The sequence below is a fragment of the Phenylobacterium sp. J426 genome (assembly GCF_024699945.1).
In the GTDB taxonomy this organism is placed as follows: Bacteria; Pseudomonadota; Alphaproteobacteria; order Caulobacterales; family Caulobacteraceae; genus Phenylobacterium.
Map to the genome: position 1 here is coordinate 128,403 of NZ_JAJOMY010000001.1, position 23,779 is coordinate 152,181.

A 23,779-nucleotide genomic window follows, 5' to 3' on the forward strand; every position below is an offset into this window, starting at 1 on the left:
CCTCCCGCCTTCCATGTCCGCGGGCGCCAAAGCCATGACCGGCCGTCTCAGCGGTCGGCGACGTGGGTCCGTCCGCCGAACTTGCCGCCGAAAAAGTCGCCCCTGTTCCAGGCCGGACGCTCTGCGCCGTCGGACAGCTCGCGCGCGATCTCGTAGTTGATCTTGGCGAACTTGGCGCCTGCCGCATAGTCGATCGGCTGGCTGAGGTCGTCGCAGACCTTGTGGTAGCACTCCTTGAGGAAGCCGGTGAACTTGGCCTCTCCGCCGTTCTGGAAACCGGTCATCAGGAACACCGACGGCACGCCCACCTCGACGAACCGGTAGTGGTCCGAACGGGTGAACAGGCCCTCGTCCGGCAGCGGATCCCCGGACAAGGCGACGCCCACCCGCTCCGCCGCGCGCCGCACGGCCGGCCCGATGCTGGAGCGGTCCGCGCCGAACGCCACCACGTCGGTGAAGTCGTAGGTCAGGATCGGCATGTCGAGGTTGACGTTGGCCACGACGTTGCGGCCGCCCATGTTGCGGGCAAAGTATTCCGCGCCGACCAGCCCCTTCTCCTCCGCCGTCACGAGCAGGAACAGCACCGACCGCTTCGGACGTCGTCCGCTCTCAACGAAGGCGCGGGCCACCTCGAAGGTGGTCGCCACGCCGCCCGCATTGTCCAGCGCGCCGTTGTAGACGCGGTCTTCCCCGGGTTTGGCGTCCTCGCGCAGGCCCTCGTGGTCCAGGTGGGCCGACAGCACCACGGTCTCGGTCCGAAGCGTCGGGTCCGAGCCTTCCAGCAGCGCGGCGACGTTGCTGCTTTCACTATCGGTCATCTCCGTGCGCGCCCCGACGGCCAGGCGGCCAGGCAGGGCGAACCGTGGCGTCACGCCCTCGGGCTTGGCGGCGTCGGCGTAGATCTTGTCCAGCGGCGCCTTGGCGCCCTCGAACAGCTTCTGCGCGCCCTGCACGCTGAGCGTGCCCAGACCCGGCGTCTTCGGGGCCACCACGAACGGACCGCCGCCTGGCGCCCTCCAGGTCATGTTCCAGCTGCGCCAGTGCTTCGCCGACTCGGCGAACGGACGCATCTTCTCGGTTGTGGGCGTGTAGAGCGAGATGAACCCCACCGCCCCGCGCTTCTCGGCCTCCAGCCGCTTGGTTCGGGCGCTGCGATAGTAGGCGCGTTCCTCCGACTGGAACGCGCGTGGCGCGCCGTCCAGGACGACGACGATCTTGCCCTTCACGTTCAGGCCCTTGTAGTCGTCGCGCCCACGCTCCGGAGCGACCACCCCGTAGCCCACGAAGACCAGCGGCGCCGAGACGGCCAGCTCGGCCTGGGCAGGATTGCTGGCGACGATGAAGTCCTCGCCCGCCACCAGGGGCGTTTCCACGCCCTTGGCGTTCTGAAACACCATCCGGCCCTGGTCCGCCGAACGGTACGAGACCATCGGCGTCTTCTGGAAATAAGTGCCGTCGTCGCCGGCCGGCGTCAGGCCCAGTTGGGCGAACTGCGAGGCGGCGTAGAGGGCGGCCACATCGTAGCCTCGGGCGCCCGCCTCGCGGCCCTCTAGGAGATCGCTCGCCAGGAACGCCATGTGCGCCCGGATGCGCTCGGCCGAGCTCGCGCCGGCGGCCGGTTGTGCGAGCGCGGCCGAGCCGAGCGAGAGCACCGCCACAGCGGCGGCGACGAACATCTTGGAACGCATGGAGACCTCCCGGACTGTCGCGGCGGTTCTAGGCGGCGCGCAGTGGCGCCTGCAAGCTTGGCCCTTGCGCCGAAGCAGGTTGCCGGGCAGCTTCCGGCGGTGGCGAGCGCATCCGACACCTTGGCCGGGCTGATGCCGCGGATCGCCGCCGGCGACCGCGACGCCCTGCGACAATTGTACGACGCCACCTCGGCGAAACTCTTCGGCGTTTGCCTACGTATCCTTGCTGACCGCGAGGAGGCGGAAGACGTGCTGCAGGAGGTCTATGTCACGATCTGGCGACGCGCCGACCGCTTCGATGCGGCGCGGGCCTCCGTCATGACGTGGATCGCGACCATCGCCCGCAACCGCGCCATCGATCGCCTGAGGGCCCGCGGCCCCATGGCTCGCGCCGAGCCGGTCGAGGAGCTGGAGATCGCCGACGAGAACCAGGTCTCCGCCGAAACCTCGCTGTTCGCCGCCGACGACCGCGCCCAGTTGGCCGCCTGCATGGGCGAGCTCGACGAGCGGACGCGCGGCGTGATCCGGACCGCCTTCTTCGACGGCGTGACCTACGACGCCCTGGCGCAGCGCCTGGGCGCGCCGCTTGGCACGGTGAAGAGCTGGATCCGCCGGGGGCTCGCCAAGCTCCGGGGGTGCCTCGAGCGATGAGCGAGGGTCCCGAACTGGACGGGCTCGAAGCCCTGGCCGCCGAGCATGCGCTGGGCGTGCTCACCGGTCCCGAACGCGCCGAGGCCGAATCGCGCACGGCGCGCGATCCCGTATTCGCGGCGCAGGTCGACGCTTGGCGCATCCGGCTCGCGCCGCTGGTCGATGAGATCGCGTCCGTTGCGGCGCCGGCCGGGCTTTGGGCGCGGATCGCTGCCCGTCTGCCCGCCAACGACAACGGCGCGATCGGCCGGCGTCTGCGGTTCTGGCGGGGGGCGGCTGTGGGCGGCTTCGCCCTCGCCGCAGCCAGCCTCGGCGGCGTGCTTTTCCTGGCCAACCGCCCGGCGGTGGTCATCCAACCGCCGCCCGCACAGCCGGGCCCGCTGCTGAACGCCAGCCTGATGCCGAACGCCGGCGGGGTGCAGCCGCTGTTCGTCGCCGCCTACGATCCGCAGCGAAAGGCCCTGATCGTCACCTCGCTGGTCCCGCCCGGGACCGACCCGCTGCATGTGCACCAGCTCTGGCTGATCCCGCAGGACGGAAAGCCGCGGTCGCTCGGCATGGTCGAGCCGGGCCGCTCGGCGGCCATGCCCATGCCGCAGCCGATGGCGCAGCTGGTGGCGGAAGGCGCCGAACTGGCGGTGTCCGTCGAGCCGCCGGGCGGTTCCACCAATCCGGAGGGCCCGAGCGGCCCGATCGCAGCCCAGGGCCGCCTCGCGCCCATCTAACGCATCCGCGGAGGCGCTCGTCCCGTATCCCTCAGCGTCGCCGGGATTTCCTGCCGTAACGGTCCCGGGGCGATAGAGGGAGCCGGGCCTTCCACCCCCCGGTCCGCGCTCCCTCGACCCGCCGTCAGGCCTTGGCGCGGTCCATGTTCTCGGCGAAGCGCTCGAACAGGTAGAGGCTGTCGGTCGGTCCCGGAGACGCCTCCGGGTGGTGTTGCACCGAGAACACCGGCTTGTCCTTCAGCTGGATGCCCGCGTTGGTGCCGTCGAACAGGCTCACGTGGGTCTCGACCACCGGAGCCGGCAGGCTGTCGCGGTCGACGGTGAAGCCGTGGTTCATCGAAACGATCTCGACCTTGCCGGTCGTGAGGTCCTTCACCGGATGGTTCGCGCCGTGGTGGCCCTGCTCCATCTTCACCGTCTTGGCGCCCAGCGCCAGCGCCAGCATCTGGTGGCCGAGGCAGATGCCGAACACCGGCTTGCCGCTTTCCACCAGCTTGCGGATCTCGGGCACCGCGTACTCACCGGTGGCCGCCGGGTCGCCTGGGCCATTCGACAGCAGCACGCCGCCGGGATTGCGCTTCAGGATCTCTTCGGCCGGGGTGTCGGCCGGGACCACCGTCGCCCGCGCGCCCACCGACGTCAGCGCCCGAAGGATGTTCCGCTTCACCCCATAGTCGAGAACCACGACCTCGTACTTCGGCCTGTCCAGCGGCTTGGCGTAGCCGTCCTCCCAGCTCCACAGGCCCTCGTCATAGACGAACGGCTGCAGGGTCGTGGCGTCCTTGGCGAGGTCGAGACCCACCAGCCCGTTCCACTCGCGCGCCTTGGCCGTGAGGGCCTCGAGGTCGAACCTGCCCTCCGGGTGATGGGCGATCACCGCATGCGGCATGCCGTGCTCGCGGATCTTGCGGGTCAGCGCGCGCGTGTCGACGCCGGCCAGGCCCACCACGCCCCGGCGGCTCATCCAGGTCTCCAGGTCGCTGTCGGCGCGCCAGTTGGCCGGTTTGGTCGGCACGTCGCGGAAGATCGCGCCGCGCGCGGCCGTCTCCGCCGAGCCCGACATCTGTTCGATGTCCTCGACATTCGTGCCGACGTTGCCCACGTGCGGGAAGGTGAAGGCCACGATCTGGGCCATGTACGACGGGTCCGTCAGGATCTCCTGGTAGCCCGTCATGGCGGTGTTGAAGCAGACTTCGCCCACCGCCTCACCGACCGCGCCGACGCCGATCCCCTGCAGGACGGTCCCGTCGGCCAGGACCAGGACTCCGGTGACGCCAGGCAGCAGGTCGCGGGTCGTCATCGGCAGGCTCCTTTAGAGGGGCGGCTTGTGGGCAAACGGCCGCGTAGGTAGTGACTCGCGCTCACGCGGTCAATCAGCGGGGACCCTATGGCGCACATCGATCCCGAACGCGAGGCCTGGGAGGTGTTCAAGACCTTGCCGCGCGACCAACCGATCCACATGCTGAACCTGATCAGGCTGAAGCCCGCGGCCGAGTACCCCCCCCGGCCATCCGAACCACGGCGAGCCGCTGACGGGTCTCGACGCCTACCGGGCCTACGGCCGCACCACCGCCCACATCTTCAAGCGACTGGGCGGACGTCAGGTCTGGGCGGGCAAGCCTCAGGTGACGCTGACGGGCCCGGGCTCCGAGACTTGGGACCTCGCGTTCATCGCCGAATATCCGAACGCCGACGCCTTCATCGCCATGGTCCGCGACCCCGAGTACCGCGAACTGGTGCAGCACCGCACCGCCGGCGTCGCCGACAGCCGCCTGATCCGGATGAGTCCGGTCGAGCCCGGCGAGGGCTTCGGCGAATAGGCGGGAATGGTGGGAAGCTTGGCCTGTCGCCTCCCGCGCTTCTGCGGCACCTTGCGGCCATGCTGGCGCTCAGACCCAATTGCGAATGCTGCGACCGCGACCTCCCGCCTGAAGCGCAGGAGGCCCGCATCTGCACCTTCGAATGCACGTTTTGCGCGGATTGTGCGGACACCCGCCTCGGGGGCGTCTGTCCGAACTGCGGCGGCGAATTGGTCCGGCGCCCTGTTCGCCCCCCGGCGGCGCTTGCCCGCTTTCCCGCCGCGACCGAGCGCGTCCTGAAAGCCCACGAGGCCTGCGCAGCCTAGGCGGACTCACCGGGCTCGCTTAAGAGCCCGCCCATGCGCATCACCACGGTCGGCCTGGATGCCGACGACACGCTTTGGCACAACGAAGGCATCTTCCGCCTGACCCAGGACCGCTTCCTGGCGCTGATGGCCGACCATGCCGACAGCGAGGCCCTGCAGGCCCGCCTGCGCGAGGTCGAGAAGCGGAACCTCCGCCTCTACGGTTACGGCGTGAAAGGCTTCACGCTCTCGATGATCGAGACGGCGATGGAACTCACAGACAACAATGCGCCCGGCCGCCTGATCGCCGAGATCCTCGCCGCCGGTCGCGAGATGCTGGACCACCCGGTCGAGACCCTGCCGGGCGTGGACCAGGCGCTGGGCGAGCTCGCCGACGAGTACCGCCTCGTGCTCGTCACCAAGGGCGACCTGCTGCATCAGGAGACCAAGCTCGCCGCCTCGGGCCTGGGCGAGCTGTTCGTCGCCGCCGAGATCGTCTCCGAAAAGGACGCCTCCACCTACGAGCGCGTTTTCGCCCGCCACGGCACGGGCGCGGCCCAGGCCGTCATGTGCGGCAACTCCATGCGCTCGGACATTCTCCCGGCGCTCGAAGCCGGCGCCTACGCCGCCCACGTGCCCTATCCGTTGATCTGGGAGCACGAGATGGCCGACGCGCCTCAGAACCACCCGCGCTTCGCCGAACTCCCCGCCATCACCGACCTCCCGGCCTGGGTCCGCAGCCTCAGCTGAAAATTTCCGGCTGGCTGTCACAGCCGACCACCGCCGTCCGTCCTTGGGGCGAACGACGGAGGGCGACAGATGCTACGGACCTGGGATCGGTGGGCGGCGGCGCTTCTGGCGCTGGTGTTGGCCGGCAATGCGCTGGCCATGCTGTTCAACGGCCTGGCCTGGTACGGCGCCGTGCCGGGCGTCACCTCGACCGGTCCTTACAACGCCCACTTCGTCCGCGACATCGGCGCGGCCTATCTGGTCGCGGCCCTGGGCCTGGCGTGGTTCGGGTGGCGCCCGCGGGAAGGCTGGCCTGCGATGGCGGCCGGCGCGGCATTCCTGACCTTCCATGCGGCTATTCACGTCTACGACGCGACCTGCGGCGGCAGCAGCCCCTGGGCCGACGTGCGCCGTGACCTCGTGGGCGTCTACCTCTTCGCCGCCCTGCCCCTGACCCTCGCCCTCTTCCGGAAACCGGTGAATGACTGAGGAGAACACGCTCATGCTCCGCGCCTACCTGTCCCGCTGGATCGACGGCTTTGAGAAGCGCTACGGCTATGACGCGGGCTACATGCGGCACGTGCTGCGCGTCAGCCCGCCCAGCCTGATGAAGTTCGCCTTCGGCACGCGCGCCGCCGACGTGAACGCCGCCCCGCACGAGGCCCTGATCGCCGCGGGCCTCGTCGGAACGATGTCCGAGGACTGCGGTCCCTGCACCCAGGTCGCCTGTGACATCGCCCTGGAGAACGGCGTCGATCCCGCCGTCCTTCGGGCTGTCTTGGCCGGCGACGAGGCAGGCATGGGCGAGACGGCGGCGCTCGCCTACCGGTTCGCCCGCGCCAGCCTCGCTCGCGACATCGAGGCCTGCGATCCGCTGCGCGACGAGATCGTCCGACGCTGGGGCGACAAGGCGCTCGTCGCGGTCGGCCTCGCGATCACAGCCTCCCGCATGTACCCGACGCTCAAGTACGCCCTGGGCTACGGCAAAGCCTGCACGAAGGTGACGGTCGGCGGCGAAGCGGTCGCACCGCTTCGGCTGGCGGCGTAGGGTGACGCTCATGAACGCCGCCCTCGTCGACGCCTTCGAGGTCCAGCGGCCGCGGCTGCGCCGGCTGGCCTACCGGATGCTGGGCTCCGTCTCCGAAGCGGAGGACGCGGTGCAGGACGCCTGGCTCCGCTGGACCCGAGCCGCGGAGAAGGTCGACGATCCCGCCGCCTGGCTGGTGCGCGCCACGACCCGCCTCTGCATCGACCGCCTGCGTCGCGCCAAGGCCGAGCGCGAAGCCTACCGCGGGCCCTGGCTGCCCGAGCCGCTGATCGAGCCTCTGACCGACGACCCGGTCGAGAAGGCGGAGGAGGTGTCTGTGGCGTTCCTGCTCGCCCTGGAACGGCTGTCACCGCTGGAGCGCGCCGTCTTCCTGCTGCACGACGTCTTCGACCAGGATTACGCGCAGGTGGCCCAAACCCTGGATCGGACCGAGGCCGCCGTGCGCCAGCTGGCCAGCCGCGCCCGCGCCCATGTCCAGGACGCCCGCCCCCGCTTCACTGTCGACGAGCACCGCGCCAAGGAGCTGGCCGAGGCTTTCATGATCGCCGCCGCCGAGGCCGATTACGGCCGCCTCGCCTCGTTGCTCACCGAGGACGCCATCATGGTCACCGACGGCGGCGGCAAGCGGAAGGCGGCCCTGCGGGTCATGGTCGGCCGCGACGACATCATCGGCCTTTTCCAGGGCATTCGCTGGCGCGCCGGCTTCCCGGAGCAGGGATCGTTCGAGGCCGTGCGCGTCAACGGCTATCCGGGCCTGCTGCTGCACCTTCCGGACGGGCCGGAGACGATCGCCTTCGAGCCCGGAGAGGACGGCCGCATCGCCGCCATCTACGCCATGCGTAACCCGGAGAAGCTGGGACACGTGGTCTAGCTGCGTCCGAATCGGTCGTATTCTGCGCCGAAACTTATCCACACGTCGCCAACACCTCCGGCCGCTCACTCCACACGAGTCTGCAGGCTGCGGCGGAACGCCGGGTGTCCGCGACGGATGGTTGATGTGATGGCTGCCGGATGGTCGGGCGCTTCGACGAACGCTTCATCGACGAGTTGAAAGGTCGCCTTCGTCCCTCGGACGTGATCGGCAAGAGCGTGAAGCTGCGCAAGCAGGGCCGCGAGTACGTCGGCCTGTCGCCGTTCAACAAGGAGAAGACGCCCTCGTTCTACGTGAACGACGAGAAGGGCCAGTTCTTCGATTTCTCGTCGGGCAAGACCGGCGACATCATCAGCTTCGTCCAGGAGACCGAGCGGCTGACCTTCGCCGAGGCCGTCGAGAAGCTCGCGGCCGAGGCGGGCATGGCGCTGCCGTCCGTAGACCCGCGCGGCGCCGAGCAGGAGAAGAAGCGCCAGGGTCTGGCGGACTGGCTGGAGCTCGCCGCCCAGTGGTTCGAGGGCGAGCTGAAGCGCCCGCCGGGCCGCGACGCCCGCGCCTACCTCGAGAAGCGCGGGCTGCCCGAGAAGGAGTGGGCCCGTTTCCGCATCGGCTTCTCGCCGGCCGGTCGCACCGCGCTGAAGGACTACCTTGTCGCCAAGGGGGCCAAGCCCGGCGAGCTGATCGACGCCGGCCTGCTCATCGCGCCCGAGGACGGCGGCGCGCCGTACGACCGATTCCGTGACCGCATCATCTTCCCGATCCTCGATGTCCGCGGCCGGGTGGTTTCCTTCGGCGGCCGGGCGATGGACCCCGAGGCGCGGGCCAAGTACCTGAACGGCCCTGAGACTGTCGTCTTCCACAAGGGGAACAACCTCTATGGCCTCTCCGAGGCCCGGAAGATCCTCGCCGCCGCGCGCGGGGACGAAGCGCCGCCGCTTGTGGTGGTCGAGGGCTACATGGACGTCATCGCCTGCCAGCGGGCCGGCGTTCCGGCCGTGGGGCCCATGGGCACCGCGCTGACCGAGGAGCAGATGGAGGTGCTGTGGCGCCACCATCCCGAGCCCACCCTCTGCTTCGACGGAGACCGCGCGGGTCGCCAGGCCGCCGGCCGCGCCATCGACCGCGCCCTCCCGCTGCTCAAGCCGGGGAAGAGCTTCAAGTTCGCCATCGTCGAGGGCGGCAAGGATCCCGACGATGTCCTCCGGGAGCAGGGGCCGGCCGCCCTGAAGGCCCAACTCGAGAAGACTACGCCCTTCGCCGAGGCGTTGTTCATCCGCGAGCGTGACCTCGAGCCGCTCGACACGCCCGAGCGGAAGACCGCCTTCAAGGTGCGCCTGCGGAAGCTCGCCGCCACGATCGCCGACGCTGACCTCGCCCAGGCCTACAAGGACGATCTGCTGGGGCGCTTCGAGCAGCTCTGGCCACGCGGCGCCCCACCCGTCTATGAGCCCGGCGCCGCCGGCCGCGCGCTGGCCAAGCACGGCTGGTCCAAGCGCAAGGCGGCGGTCGCCGGCGCCAGCGACGAAGGCAAGCGGGCGGCCCACGCGATGCTGAGAAGCTCGCCTCGGCCGCTGGCCGCCGCCCTCGCCGTAGCCGCCCTCCACGATCCGTCGCTGATCGACGACTCGATCGAGCTGGTCGGCGCGCGGGGGTTCGGCGACGAGAAGCTGGACGCCATCGCCCGGGAGCTGGTCAGCCTGCGCTATGAGGCCGACGAGGCCGAGTTCGACACCGTCGTGCGTCGCCTCCGCAGCCGCGGCGTCCCCGACGAGGACCTCGCCCGGTTGGAACGGGACGCCCGTCTGGCCGGGGTCGCCGCTCCGTTCCTGGACGCAGGAGCCGCCCGCGACCGGGTCCGGGCCCTCTGGCGCGAGGCCTTCGACCTGCTGATGAAGCTGGAATCCCTCGAGCGCGCCGTGGAGTCGGCGGTGGGCGACATGGCCCGTGACCCGAGCGCCCACCAGGCCCTGGTCAACCTGAAGGCGGAGCGCGACCACCTCCGCCGGCTGGTCAACTCGGACTGGGCCAATGAGAGCGACAGCAAGCCCGTTCTGCCCCACTGACGCATGGGGTCACCACGGTCCGGCAGTAGGACTGTCGGAAATAGCCGAGCGAATTCATTCCCCTTGTGATGGTAGGGGCATCTTGACTTGGGCGAGTCAGCACGCCATCTGGCGGCGTGCGGATTTAGCGCGCTGTCGACAGGCATCCACCGGGCCGCTGCGACCTTCTCGGGCGCGCCCACTTTTGAAGCCGGTGCCTCCCTCGATGCGTGGTGATCCCAGGGCTTGCGCTGCGGGGGGCGACCTTCGCGGTCGCTCAGACGTGGCCAGGCCATGTCGGGTGGAGCAAGGCCCTGCACACGCACGATCAGAACGGAACGAATTGGACGGGAAGCGGGTCGTAACGTCGCGCCCCCTCAGTATTTTGACCGTCGCCCATTATCTGGGGCCCGCCTCTTGCACGACGCGGGACCCACGCCGGAGAACTCGATGAGCTCGAACACAGCTGAAGCCGAAACGCCCGAAACCACCACTGGCGACGGCCCGCTGCTCGACCTGACCGACGCCGCGGTCAAGAAGTTCATCAAGCAGGCCAAGGCCCGCGGCTACGTCACGATGGATGAGCTGAACAAGGTGATGCCTTCGGAAGAGGTCACCTCGGAAGCCATCGAAGACACCCTGGCGATGCTCAGCGAGATGGGCGTCAACGTCGTGGAGTCCGGAAGAGGACGCCGAAGGCGGCGAGGTCGCGGTCCGCGAGGAAAGCGCCGCCGTCGAGACGACCAAGGAGCCGGCCTACGATCGCACCGACGACCCGGTGCGGATGTACCTGCGCGAGATGGGCTCGGTGGAGCTGCTGTCTCGCGAGGGCGAAATCGCCATCGCCAAGCGCATCGAAGCCGGCCGCGACACGATGATCCGCGGCCTGTGCGAAAGCGCCCTGACCTTCGAAGCCATCATGGTGTGGCGCGAGGAGCTGGAGGGCGGCCGCATCCTGCTGCGCGAGGTCATCGACCTGGAGCAGACCTACGGGGGCCAGAACCCGCAGGCCGAGGCCACGCCGGCCGAGGCCGAGCCCGAGGAAGCCGAGGCCGAAGCCGGCGCCGAGGGCGAAGGCGAGAGCGACGACGACTTTGACGACGGCGCGGGCCCGACCATCAGCGCGATGGAAGCCGAGCTGCGCGAAGGCGTCATGGCGACGCTCGACCTGATCGCCGCCGAGTTCGAGAGCTTCCGCCTCCTGCAGGAGAAGCTGGTCGCCGCCCGCCTGAAGGGCCAGGACCTGTCGGACGCCGACCGCAAGGCCTACCAGGCCGCCAGCGGCGCCATCGTCCAGCAGCTCAAGACCCTGAAGCTGAACAACAACCGCATCGAGGCGCTCGTCGAGCAGCTCTATGCGATCAACAAGCGCCTGATGGTGCTGGAAGGCCGCCTGCTGCGTCTGGCGGACAGCTACGGCATCAGCCGCGCCGAGTTCCTGAAGGCCTACTTCGGCCAGGAGATGGCCCCCGACTGGTCCGATCAGGTCAAGCAGCTGGGCGTCCGCTGGACGAAGTTCGCCGAGAACGACGCCGGCCAGATCAGCGACATCCGCAGCGAGATCGCCGCCCTGGCGCAAGAGACCGGCGTGCCGATCGACGACTACCGTCGCATCGTCCAGACGGTGCAGAAGGGCGAGCGCGAAGCCCGCCAGGCCAAGAAGGAGATGGTCGAGGCCAACCTCCGCCTCGTGATCTCGATCGCCAAGAAGTACACCAACCGTGGCCTGCAGTTTCTGGACCTGATCCAGGAGGGCAACATCGGCCTGATGAAGGCGGTGGACAAGTTCGAGTACCGCCGCGGCTACAAGTTCTCGACCTACGCCACCTGGTGGATCCGGCAGGCGATCACCCGCTCGATCGCAGACCAGGCCCGCACGATCCGCATCCCGGTGCACATGATCGAGACGATCAACAAGATCGTCCGCACCAGCCGCCAGATGCTGCACGAGATCGGCCGTGAGCCGACCCCGGAAGAGCTGGCCGAAAAGCTGGCCATGCCGCTGGAGAAGGTGCGCAAGGTCCTGAAGATCGCCAAGGAGCCGATCTCGCTCGAAACCCCGATCGGGGACGAAGAGGACAGCCACCTGGGCGACTTCATCGAGGACAAGAACGCGGTCCTGCCGATCGATGCGGCCATCCAGTCGAACCTGCGCGAGACGACGACCCGCGTGCTGGCGTCGCTGACGCCGCGCGAGGAACGCGTGCTCCGCATGCGCTTCGGCATCGGCATGAACACCGACCACACCCTTGAAGAGGTCGGCCAGCAGTTCTCGGTCACCCGCGAACGGATCCGCCAGATCGAGGCCAAGGCGCTTCGCAAGCTGAAGCACCCGTCCCGTTCGCGGAAGCTGCGCAGCTTCCTCGACAGCTAGGCCCGAGCCTTACCGGGGGATGGTTACGGCCGCCCCCGGCGGCGCCTGGTCTATGGTCATCAGCCGCACGGGCTCGTCGCCCAGCACCACCGCCTCGTGCCACTGCTCGACGGCGTCGACCAGCCAGTCCCCGGGCTTCGGCTCCGACACGGTTCCGGTGTCGAGGTTCGTGACCCTGAGGCGTCCCGAGAGCACCTGCACCACCCGCGGATAGGGATGCTTGTGCGCGGCGAGTCGGCCGCCCGCCGGGATCGTGGTCTCGGACACCGTCACCCGAAGCGGGCCCGACGGCGCCGTGATCGGCTGGCCGGTGAGCGTCGCGTCGAGGCTCGCGAGCGGCCGGGTCACGGCCTGGGCCATCGCGGGCCCGGCGGCCAGGGTGAGTATCGAGATGAGGAGCGCGGTTCGCATCGGCGGACGATGGCGCACCGCGCGCCGGGCTGCAAACCCTCGCCGCAACGCAAAGGGCCCGCCGCTGGCGCGGCGGGCCCCTGCCCCGGAAGGCGTTGCTCCTAGAAGCTGGCCTTCACGCCCATGTAGAAGTAGCGGCCCAGCGGCCCAACGGGCGTCGCGCCCGAGGTGAAGGCCCCGGCGCCGGTCGAGCCCACGCCGGTCGTGCCGCGGTCCGGCAGCTGGTTGGTGAAGTTGTTCACCCCGCCATAGAGCGCATATCGATCCTGCAGAGTGTACTGCACCTGGATGTCGTGCGTGGCGCGCTCCGAGTAGTACCAGTACTTCTCCGGCACATAGTTCGGGTTCGAGGCGCGACGCTCGTCGGTGTAACGCTTCGTCTTGTCGAACCAGTTGAAGCCGTAGTTGACCGCCAGGTCGTTCCACATCCAGGTCAGATCGAAGTTGGCCTGCCACTTCGGCGCGCCGGCGTAGCCCAGCTCGCTCGACGGATCGGCGCCCTCCAGTTCGGTGAACTCCAGCTTCGTCGTGCGGTTGGCCGCCAGCGACAGCTGGAACTCGCCCAGGTCCCGCTCAAGCCCGAAGTCGGTCGGACGGAACCGGTACTGGGCCACGATGTCGAAGCCCTCGGTTTCGTACTTCGACACGTTCACCGAATACTCCTGGAAGGAGTCCACGAACCCGGCCCCGTTCCGGGTGAACAGGTCGCAGAAGGTGTTCGGCTGCTCGAGGTCGTAGCAGCTCTCGATGATGGTGTTGGCCGTGAACAGGTTCACGGCGTCCTTCAGGCGGATGCGGTAGTAGTCCACCGACAGCGACAGGCCCGGCGCGAAGCGCGGCGTGACCACCGCCCCGAGGGTCCAGGTGTCGCCCTTCTCCGGCCCGAGGTTCGGATTGCCGCCGATGACGCCTTCCACGGACGAGGACGTGGTGTTGATGAACTGGGCTGCGACGGGATCGAAGCCGAGCGCCGCCGTGCAGTTGGCGAGCCGGAATTGGCTGCCGGCGTTCACGTTCCGATAGTCGCAGGGGTCCGTGATCGTGCGGAAGGTCTGGCTCTGCGGCAGGAACAGCTCATTGATGTTCGGCGCCCGCACCGCCCGCGCGCGGCTGGCGCGGATCATGACGTCGTCGGTGACCCGCCACTGGCCGCCCACGTTCCACGTGTGGGTGGTGCTGATGGTCGAGTAGTCCGAGAAGCGATAGGCCAGGTTCACGTCCAGCGACTGGATGAACGGCAGGTCCCTGACGATCGGGGCCGCCAGTTCGCCGAACAGCTCGTAGACGTCGAAGGCGCCGGTGCTGATGGCGCCCTGGCCAAGCCAGGTGACGTCATAGCCGTACTGCGCCCCCAGCAGTTCGTCGTCCGACGGCGTGTAGCGGCTCTTCTCCTTGCGATACTCCGCGCCCAGCACGAAGCCGACGGGGCCGGCCGGCAGGCTGAAGAAGCCCTCCGTGTTCCCCGAGATGTACCCGTTCAGCACGTGCTGCTCGATCTTGGCCGACGACTGGGCCACGCCGTTGATCCAGGCGCGCGCCTCATCCGAGACGTTGTCGCCGAAGATGTTCACCGGCACGCAGCCCCGCGCGTTCGGGGCGTAGACGCTGGTCCAGGCGGCCGCGTCGATGCTGTTGCCGAAGAGGTCGCCGTACGGGATGGCGCTGGGATCCAGGCTGGACCGGCAGACGATGTTCCCCGTCGCCGGGTCGCGCACGGCGTCGATGGCGGCGAACCAGCGGAGGTTGTTCCGGTTGTTGAGCTCCCGGTTGGTCTCCTTGGTCTGGCCGTAGGTGTAGGACAGGTTGTAGGCGACGTTCGGCGACAGGTCGCCTTCCAGGCCCACCACCGAGCGGAACGTCTCCCGCTCCACCTTCCGCTGCACCTGGCCCAGGTCGAAGTTGTCGCGACCGACCAGCACGCCAGGCTCGGGAAGCCAGGTGTCGGCCGTCGCCCACCCGCCCGGGGCCAGGGCGCTGGCGCGGATGCTGGCTGGGATGAACGGATTGTCGATCGGGACGAAGATCCCGTAGTCGAACGTCGGCTGCGAGGTGAAGGCGGTCTTGGCGTTGTTGTACTTGAATTCGCCGAACAGTCGGTGGTTCGAGCTCAGCTCGAAGGTGCTGGCCACATAGCCGGTCCAGCGCTCGAGGCCCGGCAGCAGCTCGGTCTGGAACAGGTCTGTCGGCGTGCCCGAGCCGCCGATCATCGAGAAGCCGCCGGCGTAGAGGCCGTCGCGCCAGGGCTGGCCGTCGCCCTGGAAGTTGGCGCCCGAACGCGACGAGGCGTTGTCGTTCGAGAACACCGCGCCGCCGGTCGCCGTGTCGATGTAGCGGACGTCGCGCGCGAAGCTGAGGTCGTACGTCCCCCAGACCGACGCATCCAGCCCGCTATCGTAGCGCATCGGGTTGTTGATCAGCACCTCGCGCTGGCCGGGGCGCGAGAACTTGCGGTCCTGCGGCGCGAGCGCATCGGTGTTGGAGTATTCGCCCGCCACCATGATGTTCAGCCGGCCGCCGAGGAAATTCTTGCCCCCGACCGCACTGAGGAAGCTCGTCTCGCCGCCGCCCAGGTCCGACCAGCTGTACTGGGTGCGGATGTCCAGGCCCTCGAAGTTCTTCTTGGTGATGAAGTTCACCACCCCCGACACGCCGTCGGCGCCATAGACCGCCGAGGCGCCGCCCGTCTGGACCTCCACCCGGTCGATCAGGGCCACCGGGATGGCGTTGGTGTCCACCGAAGAGGAGCCGGGGTCGCCGGCCACGTGACGGCGGCCGTCCACCAGCACCAGGGTGCGCTTCTCCCCGAGGTTCCGGAGGTTCAGCAAGTTCAGGCCCACCGAGGCCCGGTTGCCGGCGTTCGCCAGATCCTGACTGTCGGTGGAGCCGACCAGGGCCGGATAGCTCTGCATCAGATCGGTGACGTTGGTGATGCCCGAGCGTGCGATCGCTTCGCTGGTGACGGTGCTCACCGGCGCCGGGGCGGTGAAGTCCTGCAGGCGCAGACGCGAGCCGGTGACGACCAGCTCTTCGACGGCCACGTCGCCAGGGGCGGCCGGCGAAGCGGCGTCCTGGGCGGCGGCAGGCGCGGCCATGACGAGCAGCGCGGAGACGCCGGCGAAGGCGGAGGACGATAGCAGACTGGACTTCAAGAACATGATGCAACCCTGGCGTGATCCCGAGGGACGCCTGTCGATCACACCACGCGGAAGCGTAGAAACATCAACACACGTCCGCCCGGCGACGGTGGTCACCGGGCGGTCTTACTGTGCAAACCTTGGACGACGATTGCTGCAGCAATTTCGTCACAACGGGGACATACTGTCGTTACTTATAATTTCGACGAACGACGTTCCCAATATAAGCTTGACTGTACTGTCAGGCCGCGACTTTCCGGGGCTTCCGCGCCGCGGCGCGCTTGGCCTTGGTGCGCTCCATACGCGCCTGGCGGCGCTTCTCGGCCTCGTCCTCGAGCGCCGGCAGCAGCTCGGCCGCAGCCGCCTGCTGCTTCTCGTCGCCCTGCTCGCTCAGCCGACGCGCATTGGTCAGGAGGTTCACCACTTCCTCGTCGCTGAGGGTGGGGATTCGATCGAGCAGGGTCATGGGCACTCCGATGGATTGCGGCGCGTAGGGCTGCGCGCTCTCGTCAAAAGAGGTCTTCAGCGCCCAGTTAGTTGCGTGATTCAAAAGATAAATTTGGGGGAACCCGGAGGATTCGACGTTCATGTCGCCGCAACCGGTCGCGGCGCGCTTGCACCGAGGAGCCATGCCCTCTAAATCGCCCGCTTAACCTGCAGTTCAAACCGGTGTCGGGCGCGCCAAACCGCGCGGCCGTCCTTGCGCGCGAGAAAAGATGCCCAAACGCACCGACATCTCCTCGATCCTGATCATCGGCGCCGGCCCGATCGTGATCGGCCAGGCGTGCGAGTTCGACTACTCGGGCGTGCAGGCGTGCAAGGCCCTGCGCGCCGAGGGCTACCGGATCGTGCTGGTGAACTCGAACCCGGCGACGATCATGACCGATCCCGACGTCGCCGACGCCACCTACATCGAGCCGATCACGCCCGAGATGGTCGAGAAGATCATCGCCAAGGAGCGGCCCGACGCGTTGCTGCCCACCATGGGCGGCCAGACGGCCCTGAATACCGCTCTCGCGCTGGAAGCCCGCGGGGTGCTCAAGACCTATGGCGTGGAGATGATCGGTGCGAAGGCCGACGTCATCGACAAGGCCGAGGATCGCCAGAAATTCCGCGACGCCATGGACAAGCTGGGTCTCGAAAGCCCGAGGTCCAAGGCGGCGCACACGATGGAAGAGGCCCTGGAGGGCCTGGAGTTCGTGGGCCTCCCCGCGATCATCCGCCCGAGCTTCACGCTGGCCGGCACCGGCGGCGGCATCGCCTACAATCGCGAGGAGTTCGAGGAGATCGTCGCCCGCGGCCTCGATCTGTCGCCGACCACCGAAGTGCTCATCGAAGAGAGCGTCCTCGGCTGGAAGGAGTATGAGATGGAGGTCGTCCGCGACAAGGCGGACAACTGCATCATCGTCTGCTCGATCGAGAACGTGGACCCGATGGGCGTCCACACCGGCGACAGCATCACTGTCGCCCCCGCCCTCACGCTAACCGACAAGGAATATCAGCGGATGCGTAAGGGCAGCATCGACGTGCTGCGCGAGATCGGCGTCGAGACGGGCGGCTCAAACGTCCAGTGGGCGATCAACCCCGCCGACGGTCGTATGGTGGTCATCGAGATGAACCCCCGGGTGTCGCGCTCCTCGGCGCTGGCGTCCAAAGCCACCGGCTTTCCGATCGCCAAGGTCGCCGCCCGCTTGGCCGTCGGCTACACGCTCGACGAGCTGGCCAACGACATCACCGGCGGCGCCATGCCCGCCTCGTTCGAGCCCAGCATCGACTACGTCGTCACCAAGATTCCCCGCTTCGCCTTCGAGAAGTTCCCCGGCTCCGAGCCCCACCTGACCACCTCGATGAAGTCCGTGGGCGAGGTGATGGCCATCGGCCGCACCTTCGCCGAGAGCCTGCAGAAGGCCCTGCGCGGCCTTGAGACCGGCCTCTCCGGCCTCGACGAGATCGCCATCGAGAGCGCCGACGACCCCGAGATGGGCCACGCGGCCATCGTCCGGGCGCTGGGCACGCCGACGCCCGATCGCCTGCGCGTGATCGCCCAGGCCTTCCGCGCCGGCCTCACCTGCGACGAGATCCACGCGGCCTGCAGCTACGAGCCGTGGTTCCTCCGCCAGATCGAGACCATCGTGAAGGAGGAGGCCCGCATCGCCGCCGAGGGCCTGCCGACGGACGCGGCCGGCTTCCGCCGGCTGAAGGCCCAGGGCTTCTCCGACGCCCGCCTCGCCAAGCTCTGCCATCTGACGGAGAAGGAAGTCCGCGAACAGCGCCGCGCGCTGGGCGTCCGGCCGGTGTTCAAGCGCATCGACACCTGCGCCGGCGAGTTCCGCGCCGACACGCCGTACATGTACTCGACCTACGAGATCGGCGCCCTGGGCCAGATCCCGGACTGCGAGAGCGAGCCCTCGGGGGCCAGGAAGGCGATCATCCTGGGCGGCGGTCCCAACCGCATCGGCCAGGGCATCGAGTTCGACTACTGCTGCTGCCACGCGGCCTTCGCTCTCGACGAGATCGGCGTGGAGTCGATCATGGTCAACTGCAACCCGGAGACGGTCTCCACCGACTACGACACCTCTGACCGCCTCTACTTCGAGCCGCTGACGGCGGAGGACGTGCTGGAGCTGATCGAGACCGAGCGCGCCAACGGCGAGCTGATCGGCGTCATCGTGCAGTTCGGCGGCCAGACGCCGCTGAAGCTGGCCAAGCCGCTGGAGGATGCGGGCATCCCGATCCTCGGCACCTCTCCCGACGCCATCGACCTCGCCGAGGACCGCGAGCGGTTCCAGCAGCTGCTGCACAAGCTGAAGATCGCCCAGCCGGTGAATGCTCTGGCCCGCAGCCGCGACGAGGCCTTCGCCGCCGCGCACAAGGTCGGCTACCCGGTCGTGATCCGTCCCTCCTACGTGCTGGGCGGCCGGGCGATGGAGATCGTCCGCGACGACGAACAGCTCGAGCGCTACATCACCACCGCCGTGCAGGTGTCGGGCGACAGCCCGGTGCTCATCGACCAGTACCTCTCCCGCGCCACCGAGGTGGACGTCGACGCGCTTTGCGACGATGCGGGCCAGGTTTTCGTCGCCGGGGTGATGGAGCACATCGAGGAGGCGGGCGTGCACTCGGGCGACAGCGCCTGCTCGCTCCCGCCCTACTCGCTGAAACCCGAGACCATCGCCGAGCTGAAGCGCCAGACCGAGGCCATGGCCAGGGCGCTGGAGGTCCGCGGCCTGATGAACGTCCAGTTCGCCATCGAGGAGCCGCAGGGCGACAACCCCCGGATCTACGTCCTGGAGGTCAATCCGCGCGCCAGCCGCACGGTGCCGTTCGTCGCCAAGACCATCGGGCGACCGATCGCCGCCATCGCCGCCAAGCTGATGGCCGGCAAGAAGCTCGCCGACTTCGACCTCGCCGTCAGCGACTACGACCACGTCGCCGTCAAGGAGGCGGTCTTCCCGTTCGCCCGGTTCGCCGGCGTCGACACCATCCTTGGCCCCGAGATGCGTTCGACGGGCGAGGTCATGGGCCTCGACTGGATCCGCGAAGGCGAAGGCCCCGGCCCCGCCTTCGCGCGCGCCTTCGCCAAGAGCCAGCTCGGCGGCGGCACGGTGCTGCCGAAGACCGGGTGCGTCTTCGTTTCGGTGAAGGACAGCGACAAGCCGTGGATCGTCGAGCCGGTGCGCCTGATGCTCGATCAGGGCTTCCGCGTGCTCGCCACCGCCGGCACCCAGACCTACCTCGCCGAGCAGGGGCTGAAGGTCGAGCTGGTGAAGAAGGTCCTCGAAGGCCGTCCGCACATCGTCGACGCCATGAAGAACGGCGACGTCCAGCTCGTCTTCAACACCACCGAGGGCAAGCAGTCGCTGCTCGACAGCTTCGAGATCCGCCGCACCGCGCTCATGGGCAAGATCCCCTACTTCACCACCGCCGCCGGCGCGTTGGCAGCGGCCCGGGCGATTGCGGCGACCGCGGAAGGCGCCCTCGAGGTGCGGCCGCTGCAGAGCTACGCCTGACACCGACCGCGGCGGCGCTCGCGTCGAGCGGGCCTCGGCGGCCATGACCTGGATCAAGGCGCGGCCTTGGCGGGCGTGCCCGATGGGGCGAAGCTGACGCGAACCGCGTCTTCGTGCTCGGAGCAGGACCTCGATGGCCCCACGCCACCTTGAACGGCATGCCGTTGATCGGATCGGCTGGCTTCGGGCGGCGGTCCTCGGCGCCAACGACGGCATCGTCTCGACCGCGGCCCTCGTCGTGGGCGTCGCCGCGGCGGCCCAGGGCCGGAGCGAGGTGCTTCTCGCCGGCGTGGCGGGGCTCGTCGCTGGCGCCTTCTCGATGGCCGCCGGCGAATATGTGTCGGTCAGCTCCCAGGCCGACACGGAAAACGCGGACCTTGCGCGTGAACGCGCCGAACTCGCGACCCAGCCCGAGTTCGAGCGTCAGGAACTCGCCGCCATCTACGTGGCCCGTGGCCTGGAACCCGCCCTGGCCGCCCAGGTGGCGGATCAGCTGATGGCCAAGGACGCGCTCGGCGCCCATGCCCGCGACGAGCTGGGGATTTCCTCGATCACGACCGCGCGCCCGATCCAGGCGGCCGTCACGTCGGCCCTGACCTTCGCGACGGGCGCAGCCATTCCGCTGATGGTCGCGATGCTGGCGCCGGAGACCCGCATCGCGCCGCTCGTCGCCATCGCTTCGATCCTGGCCCTCGCCGTGCTGGGGGCGCTCGGGGGCCGAACGGGCGGCGCGGCCGGCTGGCGGCCGGTGCTGCGCGTCACCTTCTGGGGCGCGCTCGCATTGGCGGCGACGGCGGGCGTCGGCGCCCTGTTCGGCGTCGCAGCCTGATCTCCGCCGTTCACAAACCCGTGTTCGCTCGTCGATTGACCCTTTTTCAGCGGAGGCGCAGATTCCGCTCATCGCCCGGTTGAGCCGGGCGTTGAGGGCTCGCCCCGGCGGCCCGAGCGTGAGTGCCTTCGGGGCGAACCAGCGGCGCCCGCCGCAGCCTGGCGTGGAGTGTGGAGCTCCATAACAGCTTGCGAGGAAGCGTCATGCATACCGAGCCGCATCATGGCGAAGTCCGCCATCATAAGCCGAAGCATCTGGCGGAACGTTTCGAAGGGCTGCTGGGCACGGCGATGATCGTCGTCGTCGTGTTGCTCGCCATCGGCCTGATCTACGGCATCATGAGCGGTAGCGGCGGAACGCCCAGCTACCTGCAGTGATCCCATGACGACCGCCCCGGCCTGACCGGGGCGGCGTTTCAGGCGTCCCGAGGCGCGTCCCGTCCCGACGGCGCGGGCGGGCCCTGGCTCGCCTTGCGCCCGAGGCGGTCGCCTGCCGCGCCCGGGCGGCGTTACCGCGCCCTTAGCGGACGTGGCGGAACCCGTGTTAGCCGTAGGGCAAACAGACACGGGAGGACGTCATGGCGGGACGGGTGGACGGCAAGGTGGCCCTGGTCACAGGCGGGGCCAGCGGAATCGGGCGCGGCTGCGCAGAGCGGCTGGCGCGAGAGGGCGCCAGGGTCGTCGTCACCGACATCCAGGATCACCTCGGCGAGGAAGTCGTCCGGAGTCTGGGGGGCGAAGCCGTCTATCTGCGCCACGACGTCACCGACGAGGACGCGTGGATCCGCGTCGTCGGGGAGGCCAAGGCGCGGTTCGGCCGGCTGGACGTCCTGGTGAACAATGCCGGCATTGGCCTGGGCTGCCCGATCACCGATATGACCCTGGCCGACTGGCGCAAGCAGACGGCGGTCAACCTCGATGGCGTCTTCCTCGGCGTGAAGCATTCGCTCCCGCTGATGCGTGCGGGCGGCGGCGGCAGCATCGTCAACATCTCTTCGGTGGCTGGCCTCAACGGCGCCCCGAACCTCGCCGGCTACTGCGCCACCAAGGGCGGCGTGCGGCTCTTCACCAAGGCCGTGGCGCTGGAGTGCGCCGCGCTCAAGGACGGGGTTCGCTGCAACTCGGTTCATCCCGGGGTCATCGAGACCCCCATCTGGACCACCGTCATGGGCGGCCAACCTGGGGTGAATGAGCCGCCGGACCTCGACGCCATGACCTCGATGTTCGTGCCGCTCGGGGTGAAGGGCTTCCCCGCCGACATCGCCGAGGGTGTCCTGTGGCTGGCCTCCGACGAGAGCCGATACGTCACCGGCGCGGAACTCGTCATCGACGGGGGCCTCACGGCGCGCTAGACGGCGCGCCCATGTCCGACGCCGCCACCCTGCACGTCCTCTTCGGTCCCTCGGGGGCCGGCAAGACCACCTACGCCAACGCCTTCGCCCGACGGGAGGGCGCGGTGCCGTTCATTCTCGACGAGTGGATGGCGCGCCTCTTCGCCCCCGACATGCCCGACCCCATCGAGTACGAGTGGATGATCGAGCGCGTGCAGCGCTGCGAGGCGCAGATCTGGTCGACGGCCGCGGGCGTGCTGGCCTCGGGACGGCCGGTGATCCTCGACATCGGCCTGATGCGGAAGGCCGACCGGGACCGCGTGCGGCAGATCGCCGAAGGCGCGGGACTGCCGCTGCAGTTCCACTATGTGACGGCGCCCACCGAGGTCCGTCGCGCCCGGGTCGCCGAACGCAACGTGGTCCGCGGCGAGAACTTTTCCATCGACGTGACTCCCGAGATGTTCGAGTTCGTCGAGGGCATCTTCGAGGTCCCCGAACCCGCCGAACTCCAGGGCGCGATCGTCAGCGAGAGCGCCTAGACGGACTGGAAGATGGCGGCGGGCCAGGCGGCGTCGGCGGCGCGGTGGTAGGCCTCCCGCGTCTGGAGCCGCGCGTTGTAGTCGACCAGGGCCGCATGCTCGGGCAGCACCCGCCGGTGCAGCAGGAACGAGACCGTCGCGCCCAGCACCACGTCGGCCGCGGTAAAGCGCTCGCCCAGCAGATACTTCCGCTCCATCAGCACCGCCGACAACACCTCGACCATATCGTCGAAGGTCCCGAAGCCCGCCGAGAAGCCGGAGACATCGACGTTCTGGCGATGCAGGAAGGCCACCGGGTCAACGACAGCGGTGGAATAGACCATCCACTTCAGATAGGCGCCGCGCTCCGGATCCTCGATCCTCGGCGCGAGATCGCCGTAGCTGTAGCGGTCGGCGAGGTAGATCGCGATCGCGGGGTTCTCGCTGACGACCACGTCGCCGTCGGTCAGGGTCGGCACCTTCCCCGCGGGATTGAGCTTCAGGTACTCGCGCGACTTCTGCTCGCCCTTGCGGATGTCCACCGTCTTGACGTCGAAGGCGACGCCCAGCTCCTCCAGCATCCAGTAGGCGGTGAACGCCCGGCTCGCCGGCGAGTGGTACAGCGTGATCCCGCGCTTGGCGGCCATGGGCGTCTCCTGGTTTGACCTTAGCTAAGCTTTCCGGGACCCTGGGGCCAGCCGGCCGGCTCGGATAGCGGCGCTCTTCACCCGGTCTTGAATTTTGCGGCGCACAATCCTAACCTCTCCGCCCCCGGACGCCTGCGCCCGCGGCCGGCTAACGGATCAAGATCACCAGGGCGAACTCGAGTCATCACCTCCATGGAAAAAGTCCCGATGACCGCCGAGGGCTACAAGGCCCTCGACGAAGAGCTGAAGCGTTTGAAGACGGTGGAGCGGCCAGCCGTGATCGCCGCCATCGCCGAGGCGCGCTCGCACGGCGACCTCTCGGAAAACGCCGAGTACCACGCGGCCAAGGAGCGCCAGGGCTGGATCGAGGGCCAGATCGCCGAGATCGAGGACAAGATGGCCCGCGCCCAGGTGATCGATGTCTCGAAGCTGTCGGGCACCCAGGTGAAGTTCGGCGCCACGGTCTCCCTCGTGGACGAGGACACCGAGGAAGAGGCCCGCTATCAGATCGTGGGCGAACACGAGGCCGACGTGAAGTCGGGCCGCGTGTCGGTCACCTCGCCGATCGCCCGCGCGATCATCGGCAAGGAGACCGGCGATGTCGTGGAGGTGAACACCCCCGGCGGCGTGAAGGCCTACGAGATCCTCAAGGTGGAGTGGGTCTGACC

General features: G+C 68.8%; 21 protein-coding genes and 1 pseudogene. 16 read left to right on the forward strand and 6 right to left on the reverse strand.

What is annotated here, in order from left to right:
- Positions 1 to 47 precede the first annotated feature (47 nt).
- Entirely contained in the window at positions 48 to 1,688 is a 1,641-nt protein-coding gene (locus LRS10_RS00650; protein ID WP_257835558.1) for a M28 family metallopeptidase, read from the reverse strand.
- 99 nt (positions 1,689 to 1,787) lie between these two features.
- Here LRS10_RS00650 and LRS10_RS00655 point away from each other — a divergent pair, with 99 nt between their 5' ends.
- Complete coding sequence (locus tag LRS10_RS00655; RefSeq protein ID WP_257835559.1) at positions 1,788 to 2,339, forward strand: sigma-70 family RNA polymerase sigma factor; 552 nt, start codon at positions 1,788 to 1,790, stop codon at positions 2,337 to 2,339.
- Complete coding sequence (locus LRS10_RS00660) at positions 2,336 to 3,064, forward strand: anti-sigma factor domain-containing protein (protein WP_257835560.1); 729 nt, start codon at positions 2,336 to 2,338, stop codon at positions 3,062 to 3,064. Before LRS10_RS00655 ends, LRS10_RS00660 begins: the two co-directional genes overlap by 4 nt.
- 124 nt (positions 3,065 to 3,188) lie before the next feature.
- Here the strand turns inward: LRS10_RS00660 and carA are convergent, their stop codons facing one another.
- Positions 3,189 to 4,364: a glutamine-hydrolyzing carbamoyl-phosphate synthase small subunit gene (carA, locus tag LRS10_RS00665; protein WP_257835561.1), complete on the reverse strand. Its 1,176-nt coding sequence runs from the start codon at positions 4,362 to 4,364 to the stop codon at positions 3,189 to 3,191.
- A 289-nt stretch (positions 4,365 to 4,653) separates the two neighbouring features.
- Here carA and LRS10_RS00670 point away from each other — a divergent pair, with 289 nt between their 5' ends.
- The 8 genes and pseudogenes from LRS10_RS00670 (at position 4,654) to rpoD (ending at position 12,232) form a co-directional block, all read left to right on the forward strand.
- Positions 4,654 to 4,884, forward strand: a complete 231-nt coding sequence (locus tag LRS10_RS00670) for a DUF1330 domain-containing protein (protein ID WP_257839049.1) — start codon at positions 4,654 to 4,656, stop codon at positions 4,882 to 4,884.
- 59 nt (positions 4,885 to 4,943) lie between these two features.
- Positions 4,944 to 5,189: a DUF1272 domain-containing protein gene (locus LRS10_RS00675; RefSeq protein WP_257835562.1), complete on the forward strand. Its 246-nt coding sequence runs from the start codon at positions 4,944 to 4,946 to the stop codon at positions 5,187 to 5,189.
- Between the two features lie 33 nt (positions 5,190 to 5,222).
- A complete protein-coding gene (locus LRS10_RS00680) occupies positions 5,223 to 5,918 on the forward strand; it encodes an HAD family hydrolase (protein WP_257835563.1) in 696 nt (231 codons plus the stop codon).
- A 69-nt stretch (positions 5,919 to 5,987) separates the two neighbouring features.
- Complete coding sequence (locus LRS10_RS00685; protein WP_257835564.1) at positions 5,988 to 6,386, forward strand: hypothetical protein; 399 nt, start codon at positions 5,988 to 5,990, stop codon at positions 6,384 to 6,386.
- Positions 6,379 to 6,945, forward strand: a complete 567-nt coding sequence (locus LRS10_RS00690) for a hypothetical protein (protein WP_257835565.1) — start codon at positions 6,379 to 6,381, stop codon at positions 6,943 to 6,945. The genes LRS10_RS00685 and LRS10_RS00690 overlap by 8 nt, the downstream gene beginning before the upstream one ends.
- Before the next feature lie 10 nt (positions 6,946 to 6,955).
- Entirely contained in the window at positions 6,956 to 7,816 is an 861-nt protein-coding gene (gene sigJ, locus LRS10_RS00695) for an RNA polymerase sigma factor SigJ (protein WP_257835566.1), read from the forward strand.
- Between the two features lie 140 nt (positions 7,817 to 7,956).
- Positions 7,957 to 9,879 carry a DNA primase gene (gene dnaG, locus LRS10_RS00700; RefSeq protein WP_257835567.1) on the forward strand — a complete coding sequence of 641 codons (1,923 nt, stop codon included), beginning with the start codon at positions 7,957 to 7,959 and terminating at the stop codon, positions 9,877 to 9,879.
- Between the two features lie 429 nt (positions 9,880 to 10,308).
- Positions 10,309 to 12,232: pseudogene (rpoD, locus tag LRS10_RS00705) on the forward strand (RNA polymerase sigma factor RpoD).
- Between the two features lie 9 nt (positions 12,233 to 12,241).
- Here the strand turns inward: rpoD and LRS10_RS00710 are convergent.
- The 3 genes from LRS10_RS00710 to LRS10_RS00720 form a co-directional block, all read right to left on the reverse strand.
- A complete protein-coding gene (locus LRS10_RS00710) occupies positions 12,242 to 12,643 on the reverse strand; it encodes a cupin domain-containing protein (protein WP_257835568.1) in 402 nt (133 codons plus the stop codon).
- 101 nt (positions 12,644 to 12,744) lie between these two features.
- Positions 12,745 to 15,798, reverse strand: a complete 3,054-nt coding sequence (locus LRS10_RS00715) for a TonB-dependent receptor domain-containing protein (protein WP_257835569.1) — start codon at positions 15,796 to 15,798, stop codon at positions 12,745 to 12,747.
- Positions 15,799 to 16,018: 220 nt separating this feature from the next.
- On the reverse strand, positions 16,019 to 16,366 hold the full coding sequence (locus LRS10_RS00720) for a hypothetical protein (protein ID WP_257835570.1): 348 nt from the start codon (positions 16,364 to 16,366) through the stop codon (positions 16,019 to 16,021).
- A 127-nt stretch (positions 16,367 to 16,493) separates the two neighbouring features.
- On the opposite strand from LRS10_RS00720, the gene carB reads away from it, so the two are divergent.
- The 5 genes from carB to LRS10_RS00745 all read left to right on the forward strand — a co-directional run bounded on the left by carB (position 16,494) and on the right by LRS10_RS00745 (position 22,485).
- The gene (gene carB / locus LRS10_RS00725) at positions 16,494 to 19,787 is read left to right on the forward strand and encodes a carbamoyl-phosphate synthase large subunit (RefSeq protein WP_257835571.1); all 3,294 of its coding nucleotides are present in this window, start codon (positions 16,494 to 16,496) and stop codon (positions 19,785 to 19,787) included.
- Between the two features lie 133 nt (positions 19,788 to 19,920).
- The gene (locus tag LRS10_RS00730) at positions 19,921 to 20,616 is read left to right on the forward strand and encodes a VIT family protein (RefSeq protein WP_257835572.1); all 696 of its coding nucleotides are present in this window, start codon (positions 19,921 to 19,923) and stop codon (positions 20,614 to 20,616) included.
- A 203-nt stretch (positions 20,617 to 20,819) separates the two neighbouring features.
- The gene (locus LRS10_RS00735; protein WP_257835573.1) at positions 20,820 to 20,993 is read left to right on the forward strand and encodes a hypothetical protein; all 174 of its coding nucleotides are present in this window, start codon (positions 20,820 to 20,822) and stop codon (positions 20,991 to 20,993) included.
- Between the two features lie 200 nt (positions 20,994 to 21,193).
- Positions 21,194 to 21,967: a glucose 1-dehydrogenase gene (locus tag LRS10_RS00740; protein ID WP_257835574.1), complete on the forward strand. Its 774-nt coding sequence runs from the start codon at positions 21,194 to 21,196 to the stop codon at positions 21,965 to 21,967.
- 11 nt (positions 21,968 to 21,978) lie between these two features.
- Entirely contained in the window at positions 21,979 to 22,485 is a 507-nt protein-coding gene (locus LRS10_RS00745; protein WP_257835575.1) for an ATP-binding protein, read from the forward strand.
- On the opposite strand, the gene LRS10_RS00750 is transcribed toward LRS10_RS00745, so the two are convergent.
- Positions 22,482 to 23,111, reverse strand: a complete 630-nt coding sequence (locus LRS10_RS00750) for a glutathione S-transferase family protein (protein ID WP_257835576.1) — start codon at positions 23,109 to 23,111, stop codon at positions 22,482 to 22,484. The genes LRS10_RS00745 and LRS10_RS00750 overlap by 4 nt on opposite strands.
- Positions 23,112 to 23,303: 192 nt before the next feature.
- On the opposite strand from LRS10_RS00750, the gene greA reads away from it, so the two are divergent.
- A complete protein-coding gene (gene greA / locus LRS10_RS00755; protein ID WP_257835577.1) occupies positions 23,304 to 23,777 on the forward strand; it encodes a transcription elongation factor GreA in 474 nt (157 codons plus the stop codon).
- The last annotated feature ends 2 nt before the right edge of the window (positions 23,778 to 23,779 follow it).

Excerpts from the sequence above, each read along its gene's own strand:
- LRS10_RS00650 (WP_257835558.1), bottom strand. The coding sequence starts at position 1,688 with ATGCGTTCCAAGATGTTCGTCGCCGCCGCTGTGGCGGTGCTCTCGCTC.
- LRS10_RS00660 (WP_257835560.1), top strand. The coding sequence starts at position 2,336 with ATGAGCGAGGGTCCCGAACTGGACGGGCTCGAAGCCCTGGCCGCCGAG.
- carA (WP_257835561.1), bottom strand. The coding sequence starts at position 4,364 with ATGACGACCCGCGACCTGCTGCCTGGCGTCACCGGAGTCCTGGTCCTG.
- LRS10_RS00675 (WP_257835562.1), top strand. The coding sequence starts at position 4,944 with ATGCTGGCGCTCAGACCCAATTGCGAATGCTGCGACCGCGACCTCCCG.
- LRS10_RS00680 (WP_257835563.1), top strand. The coding sequence starts at position 5,223 with ATGCGCATCACCACGGTCGGCCTGGATGCCGACGACACGCTTTGGCAC.
- LRS10_RS00685 (WP_257835564.1), top strand. The coding sequence starts at position 5,988 with ATGCTACGGACCTGGGATCGGTGGGCGGCGGCGCTTCTGGCGCTGGTG.
- LRS10_RS00690 (WP_257835565.1), top strand. The coding sequence starts at position 6,379 with ATGACTGAGGAGAACACGCTCATGCTCCGCGCCTACCTGTCCCGCTGG.
- sigJ (WP_257835566.1), top strand. The coding sequence starts at position 6,956 with ATGAACGCCGCCCTCGTCGACGCCTTCGAGGTCCAGCGGCCGCGGCTG.
- dnaG (WP_257835567.1), top strand. The coding sequence starts at position 7,957 with ATGGTCGGGCGCTTCGACGAACGCTTCATCGACGAGTTGAAAGGTCGC.
- LRS10_RS00710 (WP_257835568.1), bottom strand. The coding sequence starts at position 12,643 with ATGCGAACCGCGCTCCTCATCTCGATACTCACCCTGGCCGCCGGGCCC.
- LRS10_RS00715 (WP_257835569.1), bottom strand. The coding sequence starts at position 15,798 with ATGTTCTTGAAGTCCAGTCTGCTATCGTCCTCCGCCTTCGCCGGCGTC.
- LRS10_RS00720 (WP_257835570.1), bottom strand. The coding sequence starts at position 16,366 with ATGAACGTCGAATCCTCCGGGTTCCCCCAAATTTATCTTTTGAATCAC.
- carB (WP_257835571.1), top strand. The coding sequence starts at position 16,494 with ATGCCCAAACGCACCGACATCTCCTCGATCCTGATCATCGGCGCCGGC.
- LRS10_RS00730 (WP_257835572.1), top strand. The coding sequence starts at position 19,921 with ATGGCCCCACGCCACCTTGAACGGCATGCCGTTGATCGGATCGGCTGG.
- LRS10_RS00735 (WP_257835573.1), top strand. The coding sequence starts at position 20,820 with ATGCATACCGAGCCGCATCATGGCGAAGTCCGCCATCATAAGCCGAAG.
- LRS10_RS00740 (WP_257835574.1), top strand. The coding sequence starts at position 21,194 with ATGGCGGGACGGGTGGACGGCAAGGTGGCCCTGGTCACAGGCGGGGCC.
- LRS10_RS00745 (WP_257835575.1), top strand. The coding sequence starts at position 21,979 with ATGTCCGACGCCGCCACCCTGCACGTCCTCTTCGGTCCCTCGGGGGCC.
- LRS10_RS00750 (WP_257835576.1), bottom strand. The coding sequence starts at position 23,111 with ATGGCCGCCAAGCGCGGGATCACGCTGTACCACTCGCCGGCGAGCCGG.
- greA (WP_257835577.1), top strand. The coding sequence starts at position 23,304 with ATGGAAAAAGTCCCGATGACCGCCGAGGGCTACAAGGCCCTCGACGAA.